The following is an 11,571-nucleotide window of genomic DNA, read 5'->3' as shown; positions in this document are numbered from 1 at the left end:
CCTGCGCCCTGGTCAGACGGCCGGACGAACCGTTTCCTGCATCAACGCGCGCCACTCGTCATGGGTGAGCTCTGGATAAATATAGTCGCCCTCGAAATTTGTATGGTGCAAGAGGAGCCGGGCGACGCGGACGATGTTCCCCGCGACGTCGCCGCCCTGCGCGGCGTTCGCGAGGGCCTCGGTCGCCTCGCGCAGCGCCGTGTGGTGTTTCAGCGCGACCTGGACTTCCTCGGCGAGGCCGCAGGCCTGGAAATGCGGGAACAGCGCCGCCTCCTCGTAGTGCATGTGCCGCTCCAGGGGGCCGCGGAGGAACACGAGCAGGCTCTCGCGTTCGGCGGTCGCTGCCTCGGGGGAGCGCTGCGCCAGCGCGATCAGCGCCGCGGCCATCTCCCGAGCGCGGTCTTCCTCCTGGAAGAGCTCGGCCACCCTCCGGTCCAGCTCCATGACGTGCGCGCCCCCGTAACGCAGATCCGGGGAGGGGTCGAGCGCGCCGCGGCGCGGGTCAGTCGCGCGGCTCGGACCGGGCGCGGACGATCGAGGCGAGCCGGCCGACGACGCCGTTCGCGACCATCGTGAGCACCTGCTTCTCCAGCGCCTGCCGCTCGCTCGGCCGCCCGCCGAACGAGATGCGCGAGCGGGCGGTGGGGCCGCCGACGACGCGGCCGACCACGGTGCAGCTCACGCGGTGGACATCGCCGCGCGTCGACGAGGTGAACTCGACGATCCGCGCGCTCAGCACGACCGACTTCGCCTTGCCGAAGTCGGCCTTCTTCGAGGCGCTGGTGAGCAGCCCGCGCAGCGCGCGGGCCCGCTGGGCCTGGCCTTCGCCCGCGGGCACATCGACGCTCTTCCACTCGACCTTGGTCTCGCGGGCGAGGGCCAGCGTTGGCGAAGCCGCCAGCGTGGTGAGGGCCACCACCGCCGACAGCAACCATCTCGGCGCGTACCACATGCCGGCACGCTAGTGGGCCGCGCGATCGCCGGCCAAGTTCTCGCGCCGGGCCTCGCGCGGCGCGCCCCTCCGGCGCGGGGCGGCCTCCCGGAGCGGCGATCGCCGGGGCCTGCGCGGCGATCGCGGGCTCTGCCGCGGCCATCGCCGCGCTCGCGCCCCGATCGGGCCCGCGCTATGCCGTGGGCTGGAAACGAGGACCGATGGAGCGGAGCTCGCCTGGGGGAGATCGACGGGAGGGACGTGCGCGCGCTCGCGCGGCGCGCTGGTGTGGGCGGCGTGGAGGGATCGCGGCGCTGCTCGCCCTCGCGGCGTTGCCCGCTCCGGCCCTCGCGCAGGCGCCGCGGCCTGGCGGAGCCGAGGCCGGCGCCGCGAAGGCGCCCACCGGCAGCGCCGCGAAGGCGCCCGCCGGCAGCGCCGCGAAGGCGCCCGCCGGCAGCGCCGCGGGCACGCCAGCCGCCGGGGCCGCCAAGACGCCGCCGTCCGCCGCCGCGAGGACGCCGTCCGCCGCCGCGGGCGCGCCCGAGAAGCGCGCCCCCCTCGTGCCGGTGTACCGGTGGACCGCCGCGACGCCCGACGAGATGCTCGGCGCCGCGCTGGCCCGGGCGCGCCGGGGCGGCGACGACGCCGGCGCCGGGCTCGTCATCGCGGCCTCGCTCGCCGATCGCGCGGCGCGCGGCCGCGCCGCCGAGGGGCTCGCGCAGATCGCGGCGTCGGACGCGCCGGTCGCCGACGACGCGCGCTGGCTCGCCGCCGCGCTCGCCCCCGAGCCGCAGCCGCAAGCGTGGCCCGGCGTACGCGCCGTCTCGTACGACGCGCCCCCGGACACGTCGGGGCTCGTGAAGGCGTTCGCCATCCTCGGGCCGTTCCAGGACAACTCCGGCGGCGGGCTCGCGCGCCGCGAGGGGCCCGAGGCGGAAGGCCAGCGCTTCTCCGACATGAGCGCGCGCTACTCCTGGGGCGTCTACGACGTCGCCTGGCGCCGGGTGCTGCCCTCGGCGGCGACCGCGCGCGGCGTGCCGCTCGACCTCTACATCCATCCCCGCGGCGAGAGCTGCACGTTCCTCGCCTCCCGCGTCACCGTCCCCGCCGCGCTGGATCACAAGCCTCTCCTCGCCCACGTCGCCGCGACCGGCGCGGTGCGCCTCGTGTGGGACGGCGCAGACGTCGCCGCGAGCGAGGCGGCGCACCAGCGCCTCGTGCTCGACCGCATCGCCGCGCGCATCGAGGCCCCCGCGGGCGATCACCTGCTCGCCCTGAAGGTGTGCACCGGCGCGGTCGCCGACGCGGGCCGGGTCCGCGTGCGCTTCACCGACGAGCAGCGCCGGCCGGTGGCGCTCGCGACCTCGTCGGACCTCACGCCGCTGCGCCTGCCGCCGCCGGCGCCCTCGAGCGCGGCCGTCGTGAAGACGACGCTCGACCGGGCGCTCGACGCCGGCGCGTCGCCCACGCTGGATCAGACCCTCACGGCCGTCGTGGTGCGCACGCTGGCGGGCGCGGACGACCAGCGATCGCCGCGGGCGCCCGGGCTGCTCGACCGCGTGACGCAGGCGCCGGGGATCTCCTCCGACGCGCTCGCCCTCGCGGGGTGGGTGTCCCCGTTCGGCGCGAACCGCAGCGGCTGGCTCGAGGCCGCGCGCGCCCGCGGCCTCGCCGAGAAGGACCGGGCCTCCGCGTCGTTCGCGCAGCGCCGGCTCGTCGCCGCCCACCTCGGCTCGGGCCGGGTGGACTGGGCGTTCGCGGCGCTGCGCGAGGACCCGCTGCGCGCGGCGCGCGACCCCGAGGCGCGCGTGCTCCGCGCGCTCGCCAAGCGCAAGCTCGGGCCCGCGGGGCTCGCGCAGGCGGCGCTCGAGGAGCTGCTCGCGGTCGAGCGCGAGCAGAAGGACCGGACCCCGGTCGTCGTCTGGCAGGAGATCGCGGACGCCGCCCGGCGCGACCCCGCGCTCGCGCTCCGCGCCGCGCGCAGGCTCGCCGAGATCGCCCCGGAGTCTCGGGGCGCGGGCTACGTGCTCGCGTTCGAGCCCCAGGGCGGCGCCGCGATGGAGGTGGCCGCGGCCGGCGCGCTCGCGCTGCAGACGTCGGCCGACGACGTGATCCGCATCGGCCGCGCGCTCCACGACGCCGGCCGCCCCGCATGGGCGCGCGAGGTGCTGTTCTACGCCACGCAGGTCGCGCCGAACCAGCCCGCCGCGTTCCAGGCGCTCGCCGCGGCCCGGCAGGGCGCGGCCGCGCCGTCGACGTTCGCGACCGCCGCGGCGAACGCCGCGCTCGCGCGGGCGCGCGACCTCACCCCCGGCGACCCCTACCTCCGGGCCGAGCTCGCGCTCCGCCTCGGCGAGGGCTCGGCCGGCGCGGGCCCGTCCGGCGCGCCGGGCGCGGCGGGTCGACAGCGCATGCGCGACGAGCAGCACGTCGTCGCGCCCGAGGTGTTCCTCGCGCGGGCGCGGAAGAGCCCGGCGAAGAAGGGCGAGGTGGCCGATCGGCAGCTCCACTGGGTGCGCGTCGTGACGTACCACCCGGACAAGCGCGTCTCGCAGCTCATGCACTACGCGCGCGAGATCGTCATCGAGCCGCGCACCGATCAGGATCTCTACGAGCGCGACATCCCCGTCGAGGGCGAGGACAACGAGCTGCTCTTCGCGCGCGTCCACCGCAAGGACGGCACGGTGGCGCAGCCCGACGAGCAGGGCTCGGGCGGGGCGCGGCCCTTCGTGCGCTGGCCCAAGCTCACGACGGGGGACGTCGTCGAGGTCGCGGTGCGCTCCTGGACCGCGGGCCCGGTCGGCCGCCGGGGCGACGCGCCGTTCTATTTCATCGACTACGTCGGCTCGACCGACACGCGGCCGATCCTCTACAACGAGGTCGTCGTCGACTCGCCGAAGAGTGATCCTCTGGCGATCGACGTGCTGAACGGCAAGGCCGAGCGGGTGCTCAAGTCCGAGAAGGAGGGCCGCGAGGTGACGCGGTTCATCTGGGACGACCCGCCCGAGGTGCCCGAGGAGCCGCTCGCGCCGCACCTCGCGGAGGTGCTGCCGGTGGTCGTTGGGTCGACGTTCCACGGCTGGCACGATTTCCGCGAGTGGTACCGGGGCGCGGTCGCGGGCTTCACCGAGCCCGACGACCAGGTCCGGAGGCTCGCGGCCGAGCTCACGAAGGGCAAGGCGACGCGCGAGGAGAAGCTGCGGGCGCTCTTCGATTTCGTGGCCGACGACATCCGTTACGTGAACTTCGTGTCGGGCGAGTGGTGGCTGCCGAACCGCCCGCAGGAGCTCCTCGCGCGGCGCCAGGGCGACTGCGACGACAAGGCGATGCTGCTGATCACGCTGCTCAAGTCGATCGGCATCGAGGCGACGGAGGTGCTCGTGCAGACGCGCTACACGGGCCAGCCGTCGCTGCTCCGGAGCGAGGTCGCGGCGATCCCCGTCTTCGATCACGGCATCGCGTACCTCCCGGGCCAGGGCGGCGCGCCGGGCCTGTGGCTCGACGCGACGAGCCCGCAGAGCCGGCTCGGGCCGCTGCCGGCGATGGATGCGCGCACGCTGGCCCTGTTCGTGGACGACGGGCCCCCGAAGATCGTCGAGACGCCGGCGAGCTCGCCCGCGGATCACGGCGTCGACGCCGCGTGGACGATCGCGCTCTCGCCCTCGGGCGCGGGCGAGCTCGCGGCGAAGGAGCGGCACATCGGCGACGCGGCGTTCGAGCTGCGGTCGAACCTGGCCGAGGCCGACGCGCGGGCGCAGTGGGTCGAGCAATACCTCGCCTACGGCTGGTTCCCGACGGTCGACGTGAAGCCGAAGGTGTCGTTCCAGGCCGACCTCCCGAGCGGCGCGGCGTCGCTCGAGTACGAGGCGGTCTCCGAGGGGCTCGCGCGCCGCGAGGGCGCGGAGCTCGCGGTGCCGCTCTCGGGCACGACCACGCTGACGTCGCAGCTCGCGCCGCTCGTGAAGCGCACGCTCCCCGTGGTGCTCCCGCCGAGCCTCGCGCCGCGGCACCACCACCGGACGATCACGATCGTCGCGCCCCCGGGGTACACGTTCGCCGAGCTCCCGCCGGGGGGCGACGAGAACGGCGGCGAGTTCGGGCGCGCGACGATCTCGTTCGCGAAGGTGCCGGGCAAGAACGCGGTGCTCGTGAAGGAGCGGGTCATCGTGGACCAGTCGACGATCCCGGTGGCGCGTTACGCCGCGTGGCGCGGCTGGCTGCAGCGTGTCGACGGGCTGCTGCACCAGATGGTGCGGCTCGTGCCTCTTTCGGCGGCGAACAAGCCGGCGCGGTGAGCGAGGCGCGTGGGGGGAGGAGCCGTCGGCTCGAGGTGGCGCCGCGCGGCGGGCTCCCTCCCTGGGGGCCTGAGGTCTTCGATCAAGGACGAGGTGATAGAGAGCTGGTGCGCGCCGCGTGCGCTCGAGGACGACCGTGGCTCCTGACAAGATCATCGCGCTGTTCGGAACCATGTTGGTGCTGGCTGTGGTCCCTGGGCCCAGCGATGTCGCGGTGGTCGCCAGGTCCGCGGCCTCCGGGTTCACGCACGCGCTGTTCATGGTCGGCGGGATCGTCGTCGCCGACCTCCTGTTCATCGTGCTGGCCGTTTACAGCATGGCGGCCATCACCGAGCTCACGGGCAGCCTGTTTGCCCTGACGAAAGTTGCCTGCGCGGCGTACCTCATCTGGCTAGGCGTCGGCCTGTGGAGGGCCAAGCCCGAGGGCGTCGCCTTTGGACAGGCATCCAAAGCTGCCCGCTGGTCCAGCTTCCTCGGCGGCCTGTCCATCACGCTCGCGGATCCGAAGGCGATCCTCTTCTACATGGGCCTGTTCCCCGCGTTCATGGACATGTCCAGGGTGTCCCTGGCCGACACGGCCCTCGTGATGTCGATCGCCACCGTCGTCGTCGGCGGGGTGAAGATCGGCTACGCGTACGCTGCGGAGAGAGCCGCGGTGTTCTTCGAGAACGCCAGGGCGAGGCGGCGGATGAACATCGCTGCTGGTGCCGTCATGATCGGGACCGGCATCTACCTGCTGCTGCGAGGATAGCTCATGTCCAGCGGTGGCCTGAACGCCGGCCGTGCAGACGGCGGTGGAGGGCTCGTCTCCTCGCCGTCGGCACGGATGCTGAATGGCCAGCGCGTCAGGCGATGAGCCGCTAACCTCTCCGGGAGGCCAGCCATGGAACATGCGACGCGGAACACGATGCAGGCGATTGCAATCGACCGGTTCGGCGGTCCCGAGACGCTCGTGCGACGAACGCTCCCCGTGCCGACCGTCGGCCCGGACGAGGTCCTCCTTCGCGTCGAGGTCGCGGGGGTGGGCGAGTGGGATCCCTTCGAGCGCGAAGGGGGATACGCCCAGATGCTCGGGGTTGCACCCCAGTTTCCGTATGTGCTTGGCTCCGAAGGGGCGGGGACGGTCGTCGCGGTCGGCGAGCGAGTCCGCCGCTTCCGCGAGGGGGACCGGGTCTACGCGCTCGGCTTCCTCAACCCCAAGGGCGGGTTTTACGCCGAGTACGCCGCGGTGCGCGCGGATCTCGTCTCCTTCCTCCCTGGCAAGCTGACCGTCGAGCAGGCGGCGGTGATGGGGGGTGTCGGGATCACCGCGCTGCGCGGCCTGGACGACACGCTCGGGCTGAAGCAGGGGGAATCCCTGATGATCTTCGGCGCGAGCGGCGGCGTCGGGCACATGGCGGTACAGCTCGCCAAGCGGATGGGCGCCCGGGTGCTCGCGGTGGCCTCGGGCGACGACGGCGTGGCGCTGGCCGACCGGCTGGGGGCCGACGCCGCCGTCGACGGGCGCAGAGAGGACGTGGCCGCCGCCGCCCGTGCGTTCGCGCCCGAGGGGCTCGACGCCGCCCTGCTCGCCGCCTTCGGCGAGGCGGGCGAAGCGGCGCTGAGCGCGGTACGCGACGGCGGGCGCGTCGCTTACCCGAGCGGCGTCCAGCCGGAGCCCCGGGCGCGCTCGACCGTTCGGCTCAGCAACTACAACGGTGAGCCTGATGCGGAGATCATCGAGAAGCTCAATCGCCTCATCGAGCCCGGCCCCTTCGAGGTCCACGTCGCCCGGACTTTCCCGCTGGCTCAGGCCGCCGACGCCCACCTCGCCCTCGAGCGCCACCACCTCGGCAAGCTCGCGCTCCGCGTGGCGGGCTGATGTGGACGCCATTCTGGTGAAGCGCTCGCTCCTCGACGGCGAGGACCCCGATCGCGCAGGGACCAGGCCGAGCGCCGGCGCGGCGCCCGCCGGCCGGAGACAGCCGCGTTGCGCCGTCGCGGTTGGTACCGTTCTGGCTAGCCGCATGTCGTCAACGCACGCACGCACGCGCGCATGCGCATCCGCGCCACAGGCTGCCCAGGGGAGGGGCCCTCGCCATGTCGCTCGAAGACTACCGACGCCCGCGAATGATCGTTCTGCGCCCGCGCTCGACCGCCTACGAGGCCGCGCGGGCGATGGCCGACAACCACGTCGGCGCCGTCCTGGTCCACGATGACCAGCACATCGTCGGCCTCGTGACCGACCGCGACGTCGCGCTCGAGGTCGTGGCAGGCGACCTCGACGCCCACAGCACGCCGCTGCACGACATCATGTCCGACGAGGTCGCGACGCTCGAGATCGGCGCGTCGATCGACGACGCCGTGCGCGCCATGCGCGATCATGCGTGCCGGCGCGTGCCGCTCACCGAGCACGGTCGGCCGGTCGGCCTCGTGACGCTCGACGACCTGCTCGCCGACGGCGCCATCGACGCCGAGACCGCCGGCTCCATCGTGAAGGCGCAGCTCGAGGTGGCCGCCCGCTTCAAGCCGGAGGGCGCCCTGCACCCGGAGGAGCCCGCGCGCCCGGAGCACTCCCGCCGGCGCATGCGCGCCCTCACCCGGCGCAAGGCGCGCGCCGACAGCGCGTACGGCCGGCTGCTCCATGCCGTCGAGCGGCACAGCGGCCTCCAGACCCGAGAGCACGCGGAGCTCGCGCTGCAGATCGTCCTCGGCAGCCTCTGCCGACGGGTCACGCCCCAGGAGGCGCGGCACCTCATCGCGCAGCTCCCTTCCAAGCTCCACCCGTCGCTCGCCCCGTTCCTCGACGGACCCGACAAGCACATCACCGCGGACACCATCGAGGGCGACCTCGCGCGCGAGCTGCACATGGACCGCGAGGCGGCCGGCTTCGTGATGCAGGCGATCTGCGAGGCGATCGCGGACAGCGTGTCCGCCGGCGAGATCGAGGGGTTCCGCGGCCAGCTCCCGCTCGACATGAAGGACCTCTTCCCGCCGACCCCGCTCCGCCGCGCCGGTTGAGCGCGGCCCGCCGCGCGCGGTACGACGTGCCGCCGGCGGCGCGTCGGCCCGCCGCCGGCGCGTCGTCCCGCGCGGGGCGCGTCAGGCGACCGGCGCGGGCGCCGCGAGCACCTTGCCGACGACGCTGAGGAGCTTGTCGGCCGTGAACGGCTTCTTGAGGACGGTCTGCGCCCTGCCGCCGAGCTTCTGGAGCAGCTCCTGGCGCTGCTCCACCGCGCTCATGATCACGACCGGCATGCCGTCGAGCCGCTGCTCCTGGCTCACGGCGGCCACGAGGTCGAACCCGTTCATGATCGGCATCATCAGGTCCACGAGGGCGAGATCCGGGCGGGCGTCGCGCAGGTACTCGAGCGCCTGCTTGCCGTCGGGGAACGTCACCACCGTGTACCCCTCGTCCTCGAGCAGCCCCTCGATGCACGCGAGGAGATCCGACTCGTCGTCCACCACGAGCACCGTCGTCACGGTTCCTCCTCGCCGTTCAGCCCGCCGGCAACGCGCGCCTGCCCCGAGAGGATCTGCTCCGCCGACCGGAACGAGTTCGCCACCTCGATCCCGTGACCGGTGATGACGAACTCCCGGATCGACCGGTCGTAGAGGCTCTCCCGCATCTTCATGACGGAGATGAGGCGATGGATCTGCGACCTGAGCTCGACGTAGCGGAGCAGGATGACGTTCTCGACGACGTTCCCGAGCTCGGCGTTGGGCATCCTGATGAGGGGCGTGAACAGATCGAGCTCCTCGCTCACGAGCGTCGTCACGTCGAGCATCCGGAGCTGGTTGGTGAACGCCGACAGGAACCGCGGCATCCGGTCCGGATAGACGGACGCGGCGCGGAACCCCTCGATGCCGTCGATGAACAGCCGGCGCCGCGGCTTCGGGGCCTGGCGCAGGAGCTCGATCAGCTGTTCGGCCAGCGAGTCCATCATGTGCTCGAGCGGCGGCTGCCAGATGAGCCGGATCGTGCCCTTCTTGACGTGCGTCTCCAGGTCGATGCCGACCCGGCGCGCCTTCTCACACAGCCGCGGCGGCGGCTCGTAGAAGCCGAAGTAGACCCCCTCCTCACCCCGCCGCGCGCCCTCGACCAGGAACGACAGGCCGAGCAGCGTCTTGCCGGTGCCGGGCGCGCCGAGCAGCGCCGTCGCCGAGCCCGAGAGCACGCCGCCCTCGATCATCGCGTCGAAGGTCTCGATCCCGAAGCTCATCCGCTGGCGCTCCTCGGTCGCGCTCTCCCGCGGGCTGTCGAACTGGATCTCGACGCGCGGGTGGATGACTATCCCGGACGTGTCGATCTCGACCTCGTGCTTGCCGCGCAGGCAGTCGCTCCCGCGGAACTTGTGCACCGTGAGCTCCCGGACGGCGCGCGGCCCGATGAGCTGATCGGTGAGCTCGATGATGCCGTCGACGAGCGCGTTCTCGGGGTGCGTCCGCTCCCGGACGCTCGAGAGCAGGAACGTCGTGCAGGCGCTGAACGACGAGAGCCCCTGGATCTCGTGGATGAACTCGCGGAACGCGAGCGCGCTCAGCGCGCGCTGCTCGACGCTCTCCAGCCCGTCGATCACGAGCACGTCGGTGCCGCGCCGCTCGCGCAGGGTGCGGCGCAGGAGGTCGAGCAGCCCGGACAGGCCCTGGTCGCGGAGCGCCGGGTAGCCGCTGATGTAGTAGATCCGGTCGGGGATCGCGGCGGCGTCGAAGAACTTCATCCCGCCCAGGTGGCGGATCATCTTGCTGTGCGACTCGACGAGCAGCGTCACGTAGACGCACCGCCCGGTCGGGCTCCTGCGCACGTGCTCGAAGCAGAGCTGGTTGCCGAAGATGGTCTTCCCGCTCCCCGGCGGCCCCATCAGGGCGTAGGTGCCGTTCTGGAGGAACCCGCCCTTCAGGATGTAATCGAGCCGCGGGATGCCGGATTCGAGCCTCGGGACGCCGGCGCCGCCGCCCTGGTCCCCCTCGCCCCCGGACGGGCGCCCCTCTGCGCCGGGCGTGTCGTCGTGTCCTCTCGTCATGGCTGCTCCGACGCCGCGGCGGACGCCTCCTGCGTGACGGGCAGGCGCACGACGAACGCCGCGCCGCCGCCCTCGGGCGCCTCGATGGCGATGTCGCCGCCGTGGGCCCGGACGATCTCCCGCACGATGTAGAGGCCGAGGCCGAGGCTCTGCGATTTGTAGGTCGACGCGACCCGCTTGAACGGCTCGAAGATCCGCTCCCGGTCCTCCTCGGCGACCCCCGGCCCGTGGTCGCGCACCGAGAGCCTCGCCGCCTTCCCCTCGCGCGCGAGCGAGATCTCGATCCGGCCGCCTCCGCCATATTTCAGCGCGTTCGTGAGCAGGTTGTGCACGACCTGCTCGATGCGCGCGCCGTCCCAGAGGCCGTGCAGCGGATCGCAGGGGAGGATCGAGACCTGCGCCCCGGCGGCGCGGGCCTGGTCGGCCATCGACTCCGCGGCGTCGTGCACGATCTGGCAGAGGTCCTGCGGCTCGAGCTCGAGATCGAGCCGGCCGGCGCGGATCCGGGTCACGTCGAGGAGGTTCTGGACCAGGCTGGTCAGCCGATCGATCTGGCGCTCGGAGATGTCGATCAGCTTCCCGAGCTCGGAGGCCACGCCGTCCGCGGGCACGCGCAGCCGGAGCCGGTGGATCGTGAGGAGCAGGGCGTTGAGGGGCGACCTCAGCTCGTGCGCCGCGATGGAGAGGAACTCGTCGCGCGCCGCGAGCGCCGCGCGCGAGTTTTCCGCCGATCGCGAGAAGGCGGTCACGTCGACGAGGGTGAGCGCGGCGAGCCTGCGGTCCTGCGCGATGGAGTCGCACCGGACGACGATCGCGACGTCGCCGCCCTCGAACTTCCAGCGCGTCAGCGACGGGCCGAACGACTCGCCCCGCGCGGCGCGGGCCCGCGGCCGCTCGTGCGGCGCGAGCGGCTTGCCGTCGGCGTCCACGACGTGCGGGGTCTGTCCGTCGAGGTCCTCGAAGGCGAACGCGACCTCGAGGGCCGGCTCGTTGGCGAAGATCACCCGCGCGTTCCGGCCGACCTCCATCAAGACGAGCCCGACCCGGAGCGCCTCCGGGGTCGGGCTTTCGAAGGACATGGGTGCTCTCACCAAGTTCATTCCCCTCGCTGTTGCGCGGCTTTCGTCCGACGTCGGAGGTCCACGTCGGCGCCCCCGCGCGTCCGCTCCTCGTCACGTTCGGCGTTCGTGTTTGGCGTTGTCGTGTGATGCCTGCTCCAGGCGCTTGCAATCGCCGGACCGGCCTCTCGCTCGAGGAGAAAGGATGAGTCTGCGAGGGCGTCGAAGCACGGCTGTGGCGTAACGCCATTGGCGAGGCAGCTTTGGGCGAGCGGCTCGCTCAG

The 11,571-nt window shown here is 73.1% G+C and carries 9 protein-coding genes; 4 read left to right on the top strand and 5 right to left on the bottom strand.

The features are described 5' to 3' along the window. Positions 1-12: 12 nt before the first annotated feature. Together WMF43_RS44505 and WMF43_RS44500 are read right to left on the bottom strand one after the other, a co-directional pair. On the bottom strand, positions 13-444 hold the full coding sequence (locus WMF43_RS44505) for a hemerythrin domain-containing protein (protein ID WP_437674453.1): 432 nt from the start codon (positions 442-444) through the stop codon (positions 13-15). Between the two features lie 58 nt (positions 445-502). Beyond that, entirely contained in the window at positions 503-952 is a 450-nt protein-coding gene (locus WMF43_RS44500) for a hypothetical protein (protein ID WP_437674451.1), read from the bottom strand. Positions 953-1,263: 311 nt separating this feature from the next. On the opposite strand from WMF43_RS44500, the gene WMF43_RS44495 reads away from it, so the two are divergent. The 4 genes from WMF43_RS44495 to WMF43_RS44480 all read left to right on the top strand — a co-directional run bounded on the left by WMF43_RS44495 (position 1,264) and on the right by WMF43_RS44480 (position 8,226). Then, positions 1,264-5,226, top strand: coding sequence for a transglutaminase domain-containing protein (locus tag WMF43_RS44495; RefSeq protein ID WP_437674449.1), 3,963 nt, complete (start codon positions 1,264-1,266; stop codon positions 5,224-5,226). A gap of 136 nt (positions 5,227-5,362) precedes the next feature. Next, positions 5,363-5,977 carry a LysE family translocator gene (locus WMF43_RS44490; RefSeq protein WP_437674447.1) on the top strand — a complete coding sequence of 205 codons (615 nt, stop codon included), beginning with the start codon at positions 5,363-5,365 and terminating at the stop codon, positions 5,975-5,977. A 156-nt stretch (positions 5,978-6,133) separates the two neighbouring features. Next, complete coding sequence (locus WMF43_RS44485) at positions 6,134-7,087, top strand: quinone oxidoreductase family protein (RefSeq protein ID WP_437674445.1); 954 nt, start codon at positions 6,134-6,136, stop codon at positions 7,085-7,087. 218 nt (positions 7,088-7,305) lie between these two features. Beyond that, complete coding sequence (locus WMF43_RS44480; protein WP_437674443.1) at positions 7,306-8,226, top strand: DUF2267 domain-containing protein; 921 nt, start codon at positions 7,306-7,308, stop codon at positions 8,224-8,226. Between the two features lie 81 nt (positions 8,227-8,307). Here WMF43_RS44480 and WMF43_RS44475 read toward each other — a convergent pair whose 3' ends face one another. From WMF43_RS44475 to WMF43_RS44465, 3 genes are read right to left on the bottom strand one after another with little or no spacing between them, the layout of a single operon-like run. Then, a complete protein-coding gene (locus WMF43_RS44475; protein WP_437674441.1) occupies positions 8,308-8,688 on the bottom strand; it encodes a response regulator in 381 nt (126 codons plus the stop codon). Continuing rightward, positions 8,685-10,229, bottom strand: a complete 1,545-nt coding sequence (locus WMF43_RS44470; protein WP_437674439.1) for an RAD55 family ATPase — start codon at positions 10,227-10,229, stop codon at positions 8,685-8,687. The genes WMF43_RS44475 and WMF43_RS44470 overlap by 4 nt, the downstream gene beginning before the upstream one ends. After that, positions 10,226-11,308: a sensor histidine kinase gene (locus WMF43_RS44465; protein WP_437674437.1), complete on the bottom strand. Its 1,083-nt coding sequence runs from the start codon at positions 11,306-11,308 to the stop codon at positions 10,226-10,228. The genes WMF43_RS44470 and WMF43_RS44465 overlap by 4 nt, the downstream gene beginning before the upstream one ends. Positions 11,309-11,571 lie beyond the last annotated feature (263 nt).

The sequence above is a fragment of the Sorangium sp. So ce131 genome (genome assembly GCF_051519095.1).
Taxonomy (GTDB): Bacteria; Myxococcota_A; Polyangia; order Polyangiales; family Polyangiaceae; genus Sorangium.
This window is presented reverse-complemented; position numbering and strand designations above follow the sequence as displayed.

Bases quoted from the DNA above. Each gene is read 5' to 3' on its own strand.
- WMF43_RS44505 (WP_437674453.1), bottom strand. From the start codon at position 444: ATGGAGCTGGACCGGAGGGTGGCCGAGCTCTTCCAGGAGGAAGACCGC.
- WMF43_RS44500 (WP_437674451.1), bottom strand. From the start codon at position 952: ATGTGGTACGCGCCGAGATGGTTGCTGTCGGCGGTGGTGGCCCTCACC.
- WMF43_RS44485 (WP_437674445.1), top strand. From the start codon at position 6,134: ATGCAGGCGATTGCAATCGACCGGTTCGGCGGTCCCGAGACGCTCGTG.
- WMF43_RS44480 (WP_437674443.1), top strand. From the start codon at position 7,306: ATGTCGCTCGAAGACTACCGACGCCCGCGAATGATCGTTCTGCGCCCG.
- WMF43_RS44470 (WP_437674439.1), bottom strand. From the start codon at position 10,229: ATGACGAGAGGACACGACGACACGCCCGGCGCAGAGGGGCGCCCGTCC.
- WMF43_RS44465 (WP_437674437.1), bottom strand. From the start codon at position 11,308: ATGTCCTTCGAAAGCCCGACCCCGGAGGCGCTCCGGGTCGGGCTCGTC.